16 protein-coding genes are annotated in these 17,968 nt (G+C 61.3%); 10 read left to right on the forward strand and 6 right to left on the reverse strand.

The window, feature by feature from the left end:
• Position 1: 1 nt before the first annotated feature.
• The 4 genes from ACK6D9_RS03700 to ACK6D9_RS03715 all read right to left on the reverse strand — a co-directional run bounded on the left by ACK6D9_RS03700 (position 2) and on the right by ACK6D9_RS03715 (position 5,287).
• A complete protein-coding gene (locus ACK6D9_RS03700) occupies positions 2-748 on the reverse strand; it encodes a 4Fe-4S dicluster domain-containing protein (protein ID WP_322987785.1) in 747 nt (248 codons plus the stop codon).
• The gene (locus tag ACK6D9_RS03705; RefSeq protein ID WP_412050676.1) at positions 745-3,585 is read right to left on the reverse strand and encodes a molybdopterin oxidoreductase family protein; all 2,841 of its coding nucleotides are present in this window, start codon (positions 3,583-3,585) and stop codon (positions 745-747) included. The genes ACK6D9_RS03700 and ACK6D9_RS03705 overlap by 4 nt, the downstream gene beginning before the upstream one ends.
• A 282-nt stretch (positions 3,586-3,867) precedes the next feature.
• Complete coding sequence (locus tag ACK6D9_RS03710) at positions 3,868-4,215, reverse strand: metalloregulator ArsR/SmtB family transcription factor (protein ID WP_322987783.1); 348 nt, start codon at positions 4,213-4,215, stop codon at positions 3,868-3,870.
• 40 nt (positions 4,216-4,255) lie between these two features.
• The gene (locus ACK6D9_RS03715; RefSeq protein WP_412050677.1) at positions 4,256-5,287 is read right to left on the reverse strand and encodes a LacI family DNA-binding transcriptional regulator; all 1,032 of its coding nucleotides are present in this window, start codon (positions 5,285-5,287) and stop codon (positions 4,256-4,258) included.
• 221 nt (positions 5,288-5,508) lie between these two features.
• On the opposite strand from ACK6D9_RS03715, the gene ACK6D9_RS03720 reads away from it, so the two are divergent.
• The 8 genes from ACK6D9_RS03720 (at position 5,509) to ACK6D9_RS03755 (ending at position 14,377) form a co-directional block, all read left to right on the forward strand.
• Complete coding sequence (locus ACK6D9_RS03720; RefSeq protein ID WP_412050678.1) at positions 5,509-6,741, forward strand: ABC transporter substrate-binding protein; 1,233 nt, start codon at positions 5,509-5,511, stop codon at positions 6,739-6,741.
• Between the two features lie 105 nt (positions 6,742-6,846).
• Positions 6,847-7,749, forward strand: a complete 903-nt coding sequence (locus ACK6D9_RS03725; RefSeq protein WP_412050679.1) for a carbohydrate ABC transporter permease — start codon at positions 6,847-6,849, stop codon at positions 7,747-7,749.
• On the forward strand, positions 7,742-8,656 hold the full coding sequence (locus tag ACK6D9_RS03730) for a carbohydrate ABC transporter permease (RefSeq protein ID WP_412050680.1): 915 nt from the start codon (positions 7,742-7,744) through the stop codon (positions 8,654-8,656). The genes ACK6D9_RS03725 and ACK6D9_RS03730 overlap by 8 nt, the downstream gene beginning before the upstream one ends.
• Before the next feature lie 3 nt (positions 8,657-8,659).
• Positions 8,660-9,742 (forward strand): ABC transporter ATP-binding protein, encoded by a 1,083-nt coding sequence (locus tag ACK6D9_RS03735; protein ID WP_412050681.1) that lies wholly within the window; start codon positions 8,660-8,662, stop codon positions 9,740-9,742.
• A gap of 60 nt (positions 9,743-9,802) precedes the next feature.
• Complete coding sequence (locus tag ACK6D9_RS03740) at positions 9,803-10,555, forward strand: sugar phosphate isomerase/epimerase family protein (protein WP_412050682.1); 753 nt, start codon at positions 9,803-9,805, stop codon at positions 10,553-10,555.
• A 5-nt stretch (positions 10,556-10,560) separates the two neighbouring features.
• Positions 10,561-11,709, forward strand: a complete 1,149-nt coding sequence (locus ACK6D9_RS03745; RefSeq protein ID WP_412050683.1) for a Gfo/Idh/MocA family protein — start codon at positions 10,561-10,563, stop codon at positions 11,707-11,709.
• 11 nt (positions 11,710-11,720) lie between these two features.
• Entirely contained in the window at positions 11,721-12,767 is a 1,047-nt protein-coding gene (gene mgrA, locus ACK6D9_RS03750) for an L-glyceraldehyde 3-phosphate reductase (protein ID WP_412051725.1), read from the forward strand.
• Complete coding sequence (locus tag ACK6D9_RS03755) at positions 12,764-14,377, forward strand: glycoside hydrolase family 43 protein (RefSeq protein ID WP_412050684.1); 1,614 nt, start codon at positions 12,764-12,766, stop codon at positions 14,375-14,377. The genes mgrA and ACK6D9_RS03755 overlap by 4 nt, the downstream gene beginning before the upstream one ends.
• Positions 14,378-14,432: 55 nt before the next feature.
• Here the strand turns inward: ACK6D9_RS03755 and ACK6D9_RS03760 are convergent, their stop codons facing one another.
• Positions 14,433-14,645 carry a SlyX family protein gene (locus ACK6D9_RS03760; RefSeq protein WP_322987774.1) on the reverse strand — a complete coding sequence of 71 codons (213 nt, stop codon included), beginning with the start codon at positions 14,643-14,645 and terminating at the stop codon, positions 14,433-14,435.
• Complete coding sequence (locus ACK6D9_RS03765; protein ID WP_322987773.1) at positions 14,642-15,082, reverse strand: thioesterase family protein; 441 nt, start codon at positions 15,080-15,082, stop codon at positions 14,642-14,644. The genes ACK6D9_RS03760 and ACK6D9_RS03765 overlap by 4 nt, the downstream gene beginning before the upstream one ends.
• A gap of 220 nt (positions 15,083-15,302) precedes the next feature.
• Here ACK6D9_RS03765 and ACK6D9_RS03770 point away from each other — a divergent pair, with 220 nt between their 5' ends.
• Together ACK6D9_RS03770 and ACK6D9_RS03775 are read left to right on the forward strand one after the other, a co-directional pair.
• Positions 15,303-16,838, forward strand: coding sequence for an ABC transporter ATP-binding protein (locus ACK6D9_RS03770; protein WP_412050685.1), 1,536 nt, complete (start codon positions 15,303-15,305; stop codon positions 16,836-16,838).
• Positions 16,835-17,968 carry an ABC transporter permease gene (locus ACK6D9_RS03775; protein WP_412050686.1) on the forward strand — a complete coding sequence of 378 codons (1,134 nt, stop codon included), beginning with the start codon at positions 16,835-16,837 and terminating at the stop codon, positions 17,966-17,968. The genes ACK6D9_RS03770 and ACK6D9_RS03775 overlap by 4 nt, the downstream gene beginning before the upstream one ends.

Raw genomic sequence — 17,968 nt, forward strand, 5'->3', positions numbered from 1 at the left:
ATTATCCGAGTTTGTCGAGCGCGGCGTCGAGCCAGCCGAGGAAGCCGTCGGCCTTCGGCATCGGTGCGGAGGCCACTATTGGCTTTGCATCCGGCGTCGGGCGGGTTTTCGGCCGTGGCGGCAGGTACCGGTTGACCGGGCGTGTGCCCATCTCCGGCATCAATTCGATGCCGCCACGTTCGGCCACAAGCTGCGACACATGAGAATCCGGATCGTTGAAATCGCCGAAGTGCCGCGCGCTGGAGGGACAGGTGCGCACGCAAGCGGGAATCCGGTCTTCTTCTGCCAATGTGTCGCTGTAGATCCGGTCGACACACAGGGTGCATTTCTTCATCACGTTTTCGACAGGGTCCATCTCGCGCGCGCCATAGGGGCAGGCCCAGGCGCACAGGCCGCAGCCGATGCACATGTCTTCATCCACCAGCACGATGCCGTCTTCGCTGCGCTTGTAGCTGGCGCCGGTCGGACACACGGTCACGCACGGCGCATCATCGCAATGCAGACAGGATTTCGGGAAATGCACGATCTGCGCCGGGGCATCGTCAGGCGTGACCTCGAAGGTGTGAATCCGGTTGAGCCAGGCGCCGGAGGGATCGGCGCCATAGGCGTCGACATCGCTCAGGGGCGAAGCACCGGCGCTTGTGTTCCATTCCTTGCAACTGACCGCGCAGGCATGACAGCCCACGCAGGTATCGAGATCGATCACCAGCCCGAGCCGCTTGTTGGTGGTTGACGGCAGACTGGTCATGGCTTTTTCCCCCCGCTAAAAGCCACCGTGTCCGGCGCAGGCCCAACCGGGCTTTTCTGTGCCGCGGTTGCCGGCAGGCTGCGTTCGCCCGACTGGTCCGGATCGCGCCGGATCGCCACGCGCAAATCAAACCACGCAGCCTGACCGGTGATCGGATCGGAATTGGCCCAACGCCTGCCGTCGCCTTTCGGTGGAAGCAGCTCGTCGATCAGGTGATTGAGCAAAAACCCGCGGGTAGCCTCCGGCGCGTCATTGTCCAGCGCCCAGGCGCCGGCGCGCTTGCCGATGGCGTTCCAGGTCCACAAGGTTGACCCGTTGACCGCCTCCATGCGCCGGATGCGAACCCGGATCTCGCCCGAGGGCGAACTGACCAGCGCCCAGTCATCATCAGAAAGCCCCTGCTGGTCGCACACCGCGCCCGGCACATAGAGCGCGTTCTCGCCGTGGATCTGCCGCAGCCAGGCATTTTGAGAGCCCCAGGAATGATACATTGCCGCCGGCCGCTGAGTGATGGCGTGCAGCGGATAGCCATCTGCCTCAGAGCCGTCGTCGGCAAATGGCGGATACCAGCACGGCAACGGATCAAAGCAGCGCCTGATCCGCTCGCGGTGATGTTCCGGCGGAACCGGTTTGGCCTTGCCCTCGGCAGAAAGCTGGAACTTGCGCAGCGGTTCGAGATAGAGCTGGAAAATGTTCTCCACCGGCCCTTCCTGCAGGCCATGCTCGATCGCCCAGTCGCTCCAGGCCCGGTTGGCGTGTTTGAAATAGAGCGCTTCGGCCGGCAGATGCACCTGCGAGAAACCGCCATTGTCGATGTAGCGCTGGAGTTGATCCGGATTGGGCTCACCGCGCCCGGTCTTGGTGCCGTCCGCCCCGCGCCAGCCCGACAGCGGACCGACGCCGGGCTTGCGCTGGTGATGGACAATATAATCGGCATAGTCCTTGTAAATGGCTGTGCCCTGTTCATCGACCATGCCTGGCAGCTTCAGCCGCGCGCCGAGATCGAGCAGCACGCTTTGAAAGCCGCGCACGTCGCGCTCGGGCTCGACCACCGGCCAGCGAATGGAATCGCACATCGCCTCGGGTTCGCTGATCGGCCGGTCGAGCAGCGAAATGCAGTCGTGCCGTTCCAGATAGGTGGTGTCGGGCAGGATCAGGTCAGCGAATGCCACCATCTCCGAGGAATAGGCGTCCGAATAGATGATCTTCGGGATCACGTAGTCGCCGTTCTCATCCTTGTCGGTCAGCATATCCATGACCGAAGATGAGTTCATCGACGAATTCCAGGCCATGTTGGCCATGTACATGAAAAGCACATCAATGCCGTAGGGATCGCGCGCATGGGCGTTGGAAATCACCATGTGCATCATCCCGTGGGCTGACAGCGGCGCATCCCAGGAAAATGCCTTGTCGATCCGCTCGGCGGTTTCGCCGTCGGCTTCAAGCAGCAGATCTTCCGGCCCGCGCGGATAGCCCAGATGCGGACCGGCCAAGGCCGTGTCGGCACAAGCACCGCCATGCGGCCGCGGTTGGCCCGCGACCGGGCGCGGATAGGGCGGCTTGAAACGGAACCCGCCGGGGCAGTCGATCGACCCGACCAGGATCTGCAGCAGGTGCAGCGCCCGGCAGGTCTGGAATCCGTTGGAATGCGCGGAAATCCCGCGCATAGCGTGAAACGCCACCGGACGCCCGATCATCTGTTCGTGGCGTTCGCCCTTCATGTCGGTCCAGGGCTGGTCGATGATGACTTCGCGCTCGAATGCCGCCTTGGCGATTTCATCGGCGATGCGGGCAATGGTTGCCGCCGAAATTCCGGTGCGCTCCGCTACCGCCGCGGGGGCGTAGTCCGGATCAAGGTATTTGCCGGCCAGCAGCTCGAACACCGGTGTTGCCGACCGCCCGTCGGCCAGCGTGAACCGGCCTTTCAGCGCTGCCTTGATACCGGGTGTCGACGATGCCGCGATCTCGCCGCTGTCACGGCTCGCCACCAGCGGCGTGCCATCCTCGCTCCGCGCGAACAGGCCGTGCCCGGCGCCCTCTGGATCGTCGATCACCAGCCACGGAGCATTGGTGTAGCGCAACAGATAGTCGACATCGATCTTGCCGGCGCGGAGCAATTCATGCACCAGCGCCAGGATCAGCAGCCCGTCGGTGCCCGGCGCAATGCCCAGCCATTCGTCGGCGATGGCGTTGTAGCCGGTACGCACCGGGTTGACCCCGATCACCTTGACGCCGCGCTCCTTGAGCTTGCCCAGCCCCATCTTGATCGGGTTGGAATCATGGTCCTCGGCGACGCCGAAGATCATGAACAGTTCGGTCTTCTCCCAGTCAGGTGCGCCGAATTCCCAGAACGCGCCGCCCATCGTGTAGATGCCGGCGGCCGCCATGTTGACCGAACAGAACCCGCCATGGGCTGCATAATTCGGCGTGCCATAGGCCTGTGCCCACCAGCCTGTCATCGACTGGCTCTGGTCGCGCCCGGTGAAAAACGCCAGCTTGCGCGGATCGGTCCGCCGCACTTCGCCGAGCCATTCAGTGGCGAGGTCCAGCGCCTCGTTCCACTCGATTTCCTTGAATTTGCCCTCGCCACGTTCACCGGTCCTCAGCAGCGGCTTCTTCAGCCGCGCCGGCGAATAGTGCTGCATGATCCCCGCCGAGCCCTTGGCGCACAGCACACCCTTGTTGATCGGGTGGTCACGGTTGCCTTCGATGTAGTGAACCTTGTTGCCCTTGATATGCACATTGATGCCGCAGCGACATGCGCACATGTAGCAGGTGGTTTTGCGAATCTCGCTCCGGCCGTCGGCTGCAGCATCTGCCCGGCTGATATGGTTCATACGTTTCCCCGCCTTCGTGCAACCCGTCTTGCGAGGTCGGCACGGTAACTCCCAGCCATCGCTGGCATGCAAGCAGACGCATCCGCGCCGCAATCCAAATGGGCCTCGTGGGCAGCCAAATGTCAAGGCAGGGCGGTAAAGCCAGAGTGTGTTCCGGTAAGACCAGATTGGTGCTGAAGGGAAAGCCGCGGACGTAGGGCGAACCGACCGGACCATGCGCGCGGATCAGGGTCGGGAGACGGCCCGCGGCGGCAGCTAATAATTCCGGGGTATTTGCAAGGTCTAGTTGGAAGGCCCGCTCCCGCGCTCGCAATAGAGCCCGTGCAACACCTCGAGCACGGCGGAAACTTCCTTGCCCTTGAGCGAATAGAAGATGGTTTGCGCCTCACGCCGGGTGGTGACCAGATCGGCGTCCCGGAGCTTGCGAAGGTGATGCGACATCGCCGGCTGCGACAGCCCCGCCATGTCAGCAAGCTTGAGCACGCTCTGCTCGCCATCGAGCAGGATGCACAGGATTCGCAACCGTACCGGTTGCGACAGCATTTCCATCAGTTTTGCCGCCTCGTTCATGCGCGGTTCCAATTCCAGCATGTCCTGGGCATCCAGCATCGGCAACAGTCCGTTCTGCAAACATTTATATCCTCTTATATAAACAGTCCGGATTGAGGTTTCAACCGGCGACCCAGCGGGTGCTGTCGCGGGCGATCAGTTCCACGTCGATGACTGTTTTTTCCAGCGCCATCGCCGGCGTTGACGACGCCTGCACATGCCTAATCAGCATTTCGGCGGCGGAAACGCCGAGAGCTGTACGTGGCTGCCGCACGGTGGTTAGCGCCGGAATGAATCGGCAGGCGATATCGATATCGTCAAAGCCGACAACCGAGACGTCTGCCGGCGTCGAAACGCCGTTGTGCGCCAGTTCCGAGATGAAACCGAACGCCATCTGGTCGGACTGGCAGAACACGGCGCTGGGTCGGTCGGGCAGGCCGAGCCAGATGGTGGCCGCGCGCGCCCCGGCTTCGATCGAGAAATCACCGGCAAACAGATGTGCCGCCGAAAACCCAAGTCCGCGCGCCCTGAGTTCCTGATCGGCACCCTCGCTGCGTGCCACGGTCAGCACGTTGTCTGCGGGACCGAGCACCATGCCGATCCGGCTGTGACCGAGGTCGAGCAGATGCGCGATCGCCAGCCGGGCGCCGTGCACATTGTCGGCGCGCACAGAGGGAAAACGGTCCGACGCGGTCCATTCGCAGGCGAATATGATCGGCGGTGCACCGATCCCTGACAGCGCCGCCGACAGCACTTCATCGGGCAGCGATCCATCGAGCGCAATGATGCCGTCGGCACGGGTGGCGTGCAGATATTCCGATACCAGCTGCGGCTTGGTCCGCACCTGCCGTGTGTCGACCACCAGCATGTTGAAGCCCGCCTTGGCCAGTGCCAGTTCGATTCCGGCGAGGATTTCAGAAAAGAACGGGTTGCCCAGGTTGGGCACCAGCACGACGATCGTCCCGGTGCGTTGGCGCCTCAGGTTGCGGGCCGAGAGATTGACCCTGTAGCCACTTTCCTCCGCCGCGGCCAGGACCGCGTTACGTGTTGATTCAGCAACTGTTTCGGGTTTGCTGAGGGCCCGGCTGACGGTCGCGGTGGAGACCCCGGCAAGCCGGGCGACGTCGGTTATTCTCGGCGCTTTTATTTCCATGAAATACGGTATTTCCGATGCTGCCAGACTGCGTCAAAAGTCCAATTCAAATTACACTTGACTCTTTTTCTGAACGCGGTCAACCTTGATGTAATCGATTGCAGTGGTGCATTGGAGGATGCGATGTAATCGATTTAAAAGATGTCGGGTCACCGACACTGCCGCTGCGGTTGCGACCAGCATCCAGGCCGGCAGGAAGATTAATTCTGGGAGGAAGATCGATGAACGCATTCAAGCATTTTCTGGCTGGTGCATCCGTGCTGGCACTGGCAACCTCGGTCAATGCGACCGACCTTGAAGTCACCCATTGGTGGACCTCTGGTGGCGAAGCTGCCGCTGTTGCCGAACTGGCCAAGGCATTTGATGCCACCGGCAACAAATGGATTGATGGCGCCATCGCCGGCTCCGGCGGCACGGCGCGGCCGATCATGATCAGCCGCATTACCGGGGGCGATCCGATGGCCGCGACCCAGTTCAATCACGGCCGCCAGGCCGAGGAACTGGCTGAAGCCGGATTGCTGCGCGATCTTACCGCCGTTGCCGAAAAAGAGGGCTGGAAGGATATTGTCCGGCCTGCGAGCCTGCTCGACTCCTGCACCATTGACGGCAAGATCTATTGCGCGCCGGTCAATATCCACTCCTGGCAGTGGTTGTGGCTGTCCAACGCCGCATTCAAGGCCGCCGGCGTTGACGTTCCGGCAAATTGGGATGAATTCGTGGCCGCAGCCCCGGCGCTCGAAAAAGCCGGCATCATTCCGCTCGCCGTTGGTGGCCAGCCCTGGCAATCGGCAGGCGCCTTCGATGTGCTGATGGTCGCCATCGCCGGCAAGGATACCTACTACAAGGTGTTTCAGGACAAGGATGCCGACACCGCCGCCGGACCTGAAATCGCGGCCGTATTCAAGGCCGCCGATGATGCCCGTCGCATGTCCAAGGGCACCAATGTGCAGGACTGGAACCAGGCCACCAACCTGGTGATCACCGGCAAGGCTGGGGGCCAGATCATGGGTGACTGGGCGCAGGGCGAGTTTGCGCTGGCCGGTCAGACAGCCGGCACCGATTACACATGCCTGCCGGGTCTCGGCGTCAATGAAGTCATCTCCACCGGTGGTGACGCCTTCTACTTCCCGGTGCTTGATGACGCGGAAAAATCTGCGGCACAGGATGTTCTCGCCTCGACGCTTCTGGCGCCGGCCACGCAGGTGGCCTTCAACCTGAAGAAAGGCTCGCTACCGGTACGTGGCGATGTTGATCTCTCCGCCGCCAATGACTGCATGAAGAAGGGCCTCGACATTCTCGCCAAGGGCAATGTCATCCTGGGAACCGACCAGATGCTTTCGGCCGACAGCCAGAAGCAGAAGGAAGACCTGTTCTCCGAATTCTTCGCTGATCCGTCGATGACACCGGAAGACGCGCAGAAGCGCTTCGCCGACATCATCGCTTCCGCGGATTGATCGCCGAATTCTGACGGCGGTCCGGCCGGGGCTTACTTGCTCCGGCCGGCAGGCTGTACTGTTGGTTGGCACCTTCTGTGTGCCGCCTCTCGGGAGAACTGAATCATGGCTGGCCAAGCACATACCGGTCGACCCAACAGGCTGTTGCGCAATCTAAGTGCCAAGATCGCGGCGGTCCCGATGATCCTGACCGCATTGGTCATCTTCCTCGGCGGTACGATCTGGACCATTGTCTACTCCTTCACCAATTCAAAGCTGCTGCCGCGCGCAAAATTTGTCGGTCTTGATCAGTATGAACGTCTCTGGGGCACCAGCCGGTGGCTGATTTCCATCGAGAATCTGATGATCTACGGGGTGTTTTCGCTGATCTTCTCGCTGGTCATCGGGTTTTTTCTGGCTGCTCTTCTGGACCAGAAGATCCGCTACGAAGATGTTTTCAGAACCATCTTTCTCTACCCTTTCGCGCTGTCCTTCATTGTCACCGGGCTGGTCTGGCAGTGGCTTCTCAATCCCGATTTTGGCGCCCAGTCGGTGGTTCGCTGGCTTGGCTGGGAGAGCTTTGCCTTCAACCCGCTCTATGATGCCGACATCGTCATCTACGGCATCCTCATCGCCGGCCTGTGGCAGGGCACCGGTTTCATCATGTGCCTGATGCTGGCCGGCCTGCGTGGGATTGACGAAGATATCTGGAAAGCCGCCCGGGTGGACGGCATCCCGATGTGGAAAACCTATCTTTTCATCATCATTCCGATGATGCGGCCGGTTTTCATCACCACGCTGGTGATCATCGCCGCCGGCATCGTCAAGGTCTACGACCTGGTTGTCGCCCAGACCTCGGGCGGACCCGGTAACGCCTCCGAGGTGCCTGCCAAATATGTCTATGACTACATGTTCCAGGCGCAGAACCTGGGCCAGGGTTTTGCTGCCTCGACGATGATGCTGTTAAGCGTTCTGATCGTGCTGATTCCCTGGGCCTATCTCGAATTCGGGGGGAAGAAGAATGTCTGAGCCCGCACTGGCGAGCCCGCATCTGGCGTCAGGCCCCCGTGGCCGCAGGCCGCGCGGCCGGTTCTCACGCCGCAACATCTTCCTCTATGGCACCTTGATCGTGGTGGCGGCCTACTACCTGCTGCCGCTCTATGTGATGGTGGTCACCTCGCTCAAGGGCATGCCGGAGATCCGGCTTGGCAACATTTTCGCGCCGCCGGTCGAGATCACCTTCGAGCCCTGGGTCAAGGCCTGGTCCACCGCCTGCACAGGGCTCAACTGCGATGGCCTGTCACGGGGTTTCTGGAATTCGGTGCGGATCACCGTGCCGTCGGTGATCGTCTCGATCGCCATCGCTTCGGTCAATGGCTATGCGCTTGCCAACTGGCGCTTCAAGGGCGCGGACGTGTTTTTCACGATCCTGATTTTCGGCGCCTTCATTCCCTACCAGGTGATGCTCTACCCGATCGTCATCCTGCTGCGTGAACTGGGTCTGTACGGCACCCTGTGGGGCCTGATTCTGGTTCACACCATCTTCGGCATGCCGATCCTGACGCTCCTGTTCCGCAATTATTTTACCTCGCTGCCCGAGGAATTGTTCAAGGCGGCCCGCGTCGACGGCGCCGGTTTCTGGGGGATCTTCTTCAAGATCATGGTGCCGATGAGCCTGCCGATCTTCGTCGTCGCCATCATCTTGCAGGTCACCGGCATCTGGAACGACTTCCTGTTTGGCGTCGTCTACACCAAGCCCGACATCTATCCGATGACGGTGCAGCTCAACAATATCGTCAACTCGGTGCAGGGAGTGAAGGAATACAATGTCAACATGGCCGCAACCCTTCTCACCGGCATTGTTCCGCTCCTCGTCTATTTCGTATCCGGCAAGCTGTTCGTGCGCGGCATCGCCGCCGGCGCGGTGAAAGGCTGATCCATGACAAGCGTTTCCATCAAAGAGCTCTGCCTCAATTTCGGCGAGGTGAAGGTCCTCAAGAACCTCAATATCGACATCGGCGACGGTGAATTTCTGGTGCTGCTCGGCCCGTCGGGCTGCGGCAAGTCCACCTTGCTCAACTGCATCGCCGGTCTGCTCGATGTGTCTGATGGCCAGATTTTCATCAAGGGCAAGAACGTCACCTGGGAAGAGCCCAAGGACCGCGGCATTGGCATGGTGTTCCAGTCCTATGCGCTGTATCCGCAGATGACCGTCGAGGGCAACCTGGCCTTCGGGCTGAAAAACGCCAAGGTGCCCAAGGACGAGATCGCCAAGCGCATCGCCCGCGCCGCCGAAGTGCTGCAGATCGAGCCCTTGCTCAAACGCAAGCCGGCGCAACTCTCCGGCGGTCAGCGTCAGCGGGTGGCCATCGGCCGGGCGCTGGTGCGCGATGTTGACGTGTTCCTGTTTGATGAGCCGCTCTCCAATCTCGACGCCAAGCTGCGCGCCGAGCTGCGGGTGGAAATCAAGCGGCTGCATCAGCGTCTCAAGAACACCATGATCTACGTGACCCACGACCAGATCGAGGCGCTGACGCTGGCTGACCGTATCGCCATCATGCGCAACGGCATCGTGCAGCAATTGGCCAGCCCGAACGAAATCTACAATCGTCCGGTCAACCGCTATGTCGCCGGTTTCATGGGGTCGCCTGGAATGAATTTCATTGAAGGCGACATTGACCGCTCGAGCACGACCGCCTTCACCTTTGGCGACATCCGTGTGCCGCTGGACAAATATCCGTTTCAGACAGAAGCAGGTTCCTCCAGGGTGGTGTTCGGGATCCGGCCCGAGCATGTGGTCTGCGGGGACGCCGCCGATGCTGAGCTGTTCAGCACCGAGGTCGATATCGAGGTGGTTGAGCCGATGGGCGCCGACACGCTGGTCTGGGGCGTGCTCGACGGCCGCGAATTCCGCTTCCGTGTGGATGGACAGAGCGCGTATCGTAGCGGCGACAAGGTCCGCGTCGGCTTCGATCCGGCGCGCGCCTCAATCTTTGATGCATCAACCGAGCTCAGGCTCTAGCTGTTTTCCACTCAGGCTGGCTTACCCTCAGGCCGGCCTATACTCAGGAAGGTCGAAACGATGGATTTCTCATTCCAACTCTATAGTGCCCGCAATTTCCTGCCATGGTCTGATGTCCTGGCGATGGTCGCCGCTGCCGGTTACACCCAGGTCGAAGGTTTTGGCGGCGTATATGAAGACCCCGCCGGCTTTCGCCGCACGCTTGATGCCAACGGCCTGACCATGCCGTCGGGTCATTTTTCCATCGACGCGCTGGAATCCGACATCGAATCGGTGCTCGCCATCGCCGCAGCCCTCGGCATTGAGCGGATTTTTTGCCCGCATCTCGATGCGGAACACCGCCCCACCGATCGCGCCGGCTGGGAAGCTTTTGGCCGCCGGCTGAGCGCTGTAGGCACGAAAATCCGCGCCGCCGGGCTCAAATTCGGCTGGCACAATCACAACTTCGAGTTTGCGCCGCTCGCCGATGGCACCATGCCGATGCAGATCCTGCTCGAAGCGGCGCCGGAGATCGAATGGGAAGCCGATATCGCCTGGATCATTCGCGGTGGCGCCGACCCGATTGACTGGATCGCCCGTCATGGCGACCGCATCACCGCTGTCCACGTCAAGGATATCGCACCCGACGGTGAAGCCGCCGATGAGGATGGCTGGGCCGATGTCGGCCATGGTACAGTCGACTGGCCCGGATTGTTCAAGCAACTGGCGGCGCACTCACCGGTAAAACTATTCATCATGGAACATGACAACCCGTCCGACGCCAAGCGGTTTGCGACCCGCTCGATCGAATGGATGCGCGGCAACACGGAGTAATGAAAATGGGCAAAACTCTCGGCGTCGGCCTTATCGGCTGCGGCAATATCTCGACCTCCTATCTCGGCCTCGCGCCGATGTTCAACGGCATTGAAATTCGGGCCTGTGCCGATATCAACGCCGATGCGGCCAAGGCGCGCGCCGAGGAGTATGACATCCGCGCCGAAACTGTGGGCGGGCTACTGGTTGCCGAGGACATCGATATTGTCGTCAACCTGACGGTACCAGCCGTCCATTACGAGGTTTCCGCCCAGGTGCTTGACGCCGGCAAGCACGTCTATTCGGAAAAGCCATTTGTGCTGTCCGTCGAGCAGGGGCGCGATCTTGCCGCCCGCGCCAAGAAGGGCGACCTCAGAGTGGGATCGGCGCCCGACACTTTCCTGGGCGGCGCGCATCAGCTTGCCCGCAACCTGATCGATACCGGCAAGATCGGCCGCGTCACCGGTGGCACCTGCCATGTGCTGAGCCCCGGCATGGAGCATTGGCACCCCAACCCCAACTTCTTCTTCCAGGCCGGTGGCGGTCCCATACTCGACCTCGGGCCCTACTATATTTCCAATCTGGTGCAACTGATCGGGCCGGTACGGCGGGTCGTTGCCATGTCGTCGATTCCGACACCCGAACGCAAGATCACCTCCAAGCCGCGCTACGGCGAAATGATCAAGGTCGAAACCCCGACCACGGTGCACGCGGTGCTCGAATTTGCCAATGGCGCGCTGGTTACGCTCGGCGCCAGCTGGGACGTCAAGGCCCATGGCCACCGCCCGATGGAACTCTACGGCACCGAGGCCAGCCTCGTTGTTCCGGATCCGAATTTCTTCGGTGGCGAGGTCGAACTGCTCAAGGGAGGTGGCGCGGCCCCCGAACTGCCGACATGGGATCATCCGCTGGGTGTGCCCAATCAGCAGCACGACCACGGCATGATGGCCAATTACCGCGCCGTCGGGCTTGCCGAAATGGCGGTTGCCATTACCGAGGGCCGTCCGCACCGCTGTTCACTGGAATTTGCGTTGCACGTGGTTGACGTCATGACTGCGATCCTCCACTCCGGAGAGACTGGCGCATTCATCACGCTGACAACCAGCTGCGAGCAGCCCGCACCGCTCGATGCCAGCCAGGCGGCAGCACTGTTCAGGGGCGCCGCTCAAAAATAGAAAGGCAGATCATCATGTGGACACCTGCATCCGACCGCTACAGCAAGATGAGCTACCGGCGCACCGGCCGGTCCGGCCTCAAGCTGCCGGCGCTTTCGCTCGGCCTGTGGCACAATTTCGGCAACGACACGCCGCACGACCTCAAGCGCGAACTGTGCCACACGGCGTTCGATCTGGGCATCACCCATTTCGATCTCGCCAACAATTACGGCCCGCCTCCCGGCTCCGCCGAGACCGCCTTTGGCGAAATCCTGAAAACCGATTTTCATGGGTTGAGGGACGAGATAATTGTATCGTCAAAAGCCGGCTATGGAATGTGGCCCGGCCCCTATGGTGAATGGGGCAGCCGCAAATATCTCGTCGCCAGCTGCGACCAGAGCCTTAAACGCATGGGGCTTGATTATGTCGACATCTTCTATTCGCATCGTTTCGATCCCGAAACGCCGCTTGAAGAGACCATGCAGGCGCTCGATTACATTGTCCGCTCCGGCCGTGCGCTCTATGCCGGGATTTCCAGCTATAATTCCAAGCGCACCCGCGAAGCAGCTGACATTCTCAGGCAGCTGGGCACGCCCTGCCTGATCCATCAGCCGAGCTATTCGATGATCAACCGCTGGGTCGAGGATGACGGTTTGCTTGATACGCTCGATGACCAGGGCATCGGCTCGATCGTGTTTTCGCCGTTGGCGCAAGGCATGCTGACCGGCAAATATCTCAACGGCATCCCGGACGACAGCCGCGCCGCGCAGAACTCGTCGCTCAATACCGGCTTCCTCACCGAGCGCAATCTCGACAACATCCGCGCGCTCAACGCCATCGCCGAACGCCGGGGGCAGACTCTGGCGCAAATGGCGATTGCCTGGGTGTTGCGCGGCGGCCGGGTGACATCGGCGCTGATCGGCGCCAGCCGCCCGCAGCAGATCATCGATTGCGTCGGTGCGCTCGACAAGCCCGATTTCAGCGCCGCAGAACTGACCGAAATCGATCAATATGCGCGTGACGCCGACATCAATCTGTGGGCAGCCTCCGCCGAGCGCGACGGACCCGCCCGAAAATGATCGTCAACCCGATCCTGCCCGGCTTCAATCCGGACCCCTCGATTTGCCGGGCAGGAACGGACTATTACATCGCCACCTCGACCTTCGAGTGGTATCCGGGCGTCCAGATTCACCACTCGACCGATCTCGTCAACTGGCGGCTGGTGGGCCGGCCGCTCAACCGTGCCAGCCAGCTCGATATGCGCGGCAACCCCGATTCCTGCGGTATCTGGGCGCCGTGCCTGTCCTATGCCGACGGTCTTTTCTGGCTGATCTACACCGACGTCAAGCGCCTCGACGGCAACTTCAAGGACGCCCATAACTATATCGTCACCGCGCCGGACATTACCGGGCCGTGGTCGGACCCGGTCCGGGTCAATTCGTCCGGTTTCGATCCGACGCTGTTTCACGATGAGGATGGCTGCAAATGGTTCCTCAACATGCTCTGGGACCATCGTACTGATTCAATCGGTGGCCATCCCAGACACCCCGCCTTTGCCGGTATTGTTGCCCAGCAATATGATCCCGGGACCGAGAGGCTGATCGGCAAGGCGGTCAATATTTTCCAGGGCAGCAGCCATGGCCTGGTCGAGGGCGCGCATCTGTTCAGGCGCCAAGGCTGGTACTATCTCACTGTCGCCGAAGGCGGCACCGGCTACGAGCATGCCGTCACCATGGCCCGCTCCCGCGATCTGCTCGGGCCCTATGAGCTGCATCCCGATATTTTCCTGATGACTGCAAAGGATGCGCCGGACGCGCCGCTGCAACGCACCGGCCATGGTCAGATGGTCGAAACGCCGGACGGCGAAACCTACCACACCCACCTGTGCTCGCGGCCGCTGCCGGGTCTTCGCCGTTCACCACTTGGCCGTGAGACCGGGCTGCAGAAATGCGTCTGGGGAGAAGATGGCTGGCTGCACCTGCACGGCGGCGGTCTGGTAGCGGAAGTGGAGGTACCCGCGCCCGATCCGCAGAGCATGCCAAAGCCAACCGCACCGGTGCGCCGGCGGTTTGACGGAGCGGAGCTTCCCGATGAATTCCAGTGGCTGCGGACGCCCGAGCCGGAACGCATCTTTTCGATGACAGGCTCGGCCTTGCGGCTTTACGCGCGCGAATCGATCGGCAGCTGGTTCGAGCAGGCGCTGGTTGCCCGCAGGCAGGAACATCTGGGGTTTGCGGCGGAAACCCGGCTTGATTTTGCCCCGCGGCATTTTCAGCAGGCGGCAGGCCTCGTGCATTACTACAACCGGCACAAGTTCCATTTCCTGGCAGTCATCTGGCACGAGCAATGGGGCCGTGCGCTGACCATTCTCAGTTGCCCCGGCGACTGGCCCGACGCCAGATTGCAGTTTCCGCTGGATCAGCCTGTGCCGCTGCCCGGGGACGGCCCGGTTGATCTCGGGCTCGACGTCGATGGCGCCGAGTTGCATTTTCGCTACCGGCTGAACGGCGACGATAACTGGGTCTCGGTGGGCCCGGTGCTCGATGCCAGCGTGATATCTGATGAGGGCGGACGCGGCGAGCACGCTTCCTTCACCGGCGCCTTTGTCGGCATGGCCGCGTTTGACACCTCCGGCGATGCGATCCCCGCCGATTACAGCCATTTCGATTACCTGCCGCAGAGCCGGTGAATCCGGCTTTGCAGTCCACCGCAGGCGCTTCCGGGGCGTAACCGGTTGTTGTCGATTACCAGTGCGGTGGCTTCTGGTTGGCCGGTGGCGCTGCGGCGCCGTCTTCAATGTCCTCGAACATTTCTGTCAGTCGTGCCATTTCCGAGCGCAGTCTTTCGCCGGCTTTCCAGCTGTCTGAAAGCTGTCGCGACAGGTCCTCGATCGCCGCCTGCTGGTGTGCCACCAGTTCCTCGAGCCGCACCAGCCGAGCTTCGTCATCTGCGTTCATCGCGAAATCTCTCCAAGTTTTTGCCGCCATTGATCCGACAGCGGCACCGGTCGCCGGCTGCCGCGATCGACATAGACATGTACGAAATGACCATCTGCGAAGGCTGTTTCCACATCATTGCGAAACAGGCCGATTACATAGGTCACGGACGAATTTCCAAGCCGGCTGACCGATATCCCCGCGGTGATGCGGTCGGGAAAACCGGCCTCGGCATGATAGCGGCACCCGGTCTCGACCACCATGCCGATCAGCGGTCCGTTCCACGGGTCCAGCAGTCTGGTTTCGATCAGCCATTGATTGATGGCTGTATCAAAAAATCCGTAATGCACCACATTGTTCATGTGGCCATACATGTCGTTGTCGGCCCACCGGGTTTGCAGGCTCGTGAACCGGGCGAAATCGCTCCGGGTGGGGATCGGCGCACGGGTTATAGCCATCTGCTTGCCTTGGTGCCGGTAGCGATTTGGCGACGCCGCGCGACTGCCGCGGGGCGGCCGCCCGCCCAGCTCCACCGGGCTGTAGTGTTTAAAACGAAAGGCCGCACCGGCATCTCCTCAATTGATTCTGGACATTGCTTTCAGAACTGTCGAGACTAGGCCAAAGGTCGCAACCGTGACAGGGGCGGGTCATGACGATCCCTAATAAAAACGAGAGCACATGAACGATATCGCCATTGAACTCAAGGGGATCGACAAGCGCTTCGGGCTTGTCCACGCCAACAAGAATATCAATTTAAGCGTTCGCAAAGGCACCATCCACGGGATCATCGGGGAAAATGGTGCCGGCAAGTCGACATTGATGTCGATTCTCTACGGCTTCTATCAGGCCGGCAAGGGCGATATTTTCGTCGACGGCAAGAAGACAGTGATCAAGGACCCGAACGCGGCGATCGCTGCCGGCATCGGCATGGTTCACCAGCACTTCATGCTGGTCGAAAACTTCACGGTTCTGGAAAATGTCATGCTCGGTGCGGAAGACAGCCAAATCCTCAATGCCGGCATTACCAAGGCGCGCAACGAGCTCAAGCGGCTGGAACACGAGTATGAACTCGAGGTCAATCCGGACGCCATCATCGAGGAGTTGCCGGTTGGGCTCCAGCAGCGCGTGGAAATCCTCAAGGCGCTCTACCGGGGCGCTGAAATCCTGATTCTCGACGAGCCCACCGGCGTGCTCACCCCGGCCGAGGCTGATCACCTGTTCCGGATTCTCGAACAGCTCAAGGCGCAGGGCAAGACGATCCTGTTGATCACCCACAAGCTGCGCGAAATCATGGCGGTTACCGATGAGGTTTCGGTGATGCGGCGCGGCGAGATGGTGGCAACCCGCACCACGGCCGAGACTTCGGTCGAGGAACTGGCCGAACTGATGGTTGGCCGCCGGGTGCTGTTGCGGGTCGACAAGGGACCGGCCACCCCCGGCGAGGTGCTGCTTGCGGTTGAAGGCCTGACGGTACGCGATTCACGCGGCGTCGACATGGTCAAGAACGTCTCCTTTGATGTCCGTGCCGGCGAAATCGTCGGTATAGCCGGCGTCGCCGGCAACGGTCAGTCCGAATTGCTGGAAGCGATTGCCGGCATCCGCCGCGGCTTGAAGGGCCGTGTGCTGTTGCAGGGTGAACCGATCCACGTGACCGGTGAGGCGGACCCGTCGAGCCTGCGCCATCGCGGTCTCGCGCACGTGCCCGAGGATCGTCAGAACATGGGGCTGGTGCTCAAGTTCGATGAAAGCGAGAATTCGATCCTGGGCTATCACGACGACCCGAAATATCTTCGCGGCATGTTTGTCGACATCGACGCGATCCGCAAGGACGCCGTCGAGAAGATCGAGAAATACGATATCCGTCCGCCCAATCCGCGGTTGAAGACGGCCAATTTTTCCGGCGGAAACCAGCAGAAAATCGTGCTGGCGCGGGAGATGGAGCGGGATCCGCCGGTGCTGATCATCGGCCAGCCGACCCGCGGCGTCGATGTCGGCGCCATCGAGTTCATTCACAAGCGCATCATCGAAATGCGCGATGCCGGCAAGGCGGTGCTGCTGGTTTCGGTCGAGCTCGACGAGATCCGTTCGCTGTCCGATCGCGTGCTGGTCATGTTTGATGGCCGTATTGTCGGCGAACGCCCGCCCGAAACTTCGGAAGGCGAGCTCGGCCTGCTGATGGCCGGTGTTGAAGATGCCAGGGAGGCGGCACAATGAGCACGCCCTATGCAAAACTGCCGGCCTGGGTGGATTACGGTCTGATTCCGCTGATCAATCTCGTGGTCGCATTCCTGGTGGCTGGACTTGTGGTTCTGGCGGTCGGTGAAAGCCCGCTGCGCGCCGCTGGCCTGCTGATCGAAGGTGCCTTTGGCTATGGCGAGGGGATAGGCTTCACCCTCTATTACGCCACCAACTTCATCTTTACCGGGCTTGCCGTCGCCGTTGCCTTCCATTGCGGGCTGTTCAACATCGGCGGCGAGGGGCAGGCCTATGTTGCGGGTCTTGGCGTGGCGCTGCCGGTGCTGTGGCTGGATCAGTACATGCCCTGGTATGTGGTTTTCCCTGCCGCCATTGTCGGCTCGGCGATGATGGGCGCGCTTTGGGCGCTGATTCCCGGGTGGCTGCAGGCCAAGCGCGGCAGCCACGTTGTTATCACCACCATCATGTTCAACTTCATCGCCTCAAGCCTGATGGTTTATGTGCTGGTTGATGTGCTCAAGGCGGAGGGCTCGATGGCGCCGCAGACCCGCACCTTTGCCGATGCCGGGCAATTGCCGCGGCTTGACTGGCTGCTGTCGATTTTCGGGCTCGATATCGGCGGCGCACCGTTCAACCTCACCTTTCTGCTGGCGCTGGTCGCTTCCTTCGTGGTGTGGGTGGTGATCTGGCGCACCAAACTCGGCTACGAAATCCGCACCATGGGCCACAGCCCCCGCGCGGCGCGCTATGCCGGCATCAGCGAAACCCGCATCATCATCATCACCATGATGTTGTCGGGTGCGCTCGCCGGCATGATGGCGCTCAACCCGATCATGGGCGATCAGCACCGCATGCAGCTCGATTTCGTCACCGGCGCCGGCTTTGTCGGCATCGCCGTGGCGCTGATGGGCCGCTCGCATCCCGCCGGCATCATTCCGGCGGCGATCCTGTTCGGTGTGCTCTATCAGGGCGGGGCGGAAATTTCGTTCGAAATGCCGCAGATCTCGCGTGACATGATCACCATCATCCAGGGCCTGGTGATCCTGTTTGCGGGTGCGCTCGAAAACATGTTCCGACCCGCCATCACCACGTTTTTTGCCACCCTCGGCGCGGTTCAGGATACCGCGCCCGAACCGGCGGCGGAGTGA

Source organism: Hoeflea sp. Naph1 (assembly GCF_046837775.1).
GTDB lineage: Bacteria > Pseudomonadota > Alphaproteobacteria > Rhizobiales > Rhizobiaceae > Hoeflea.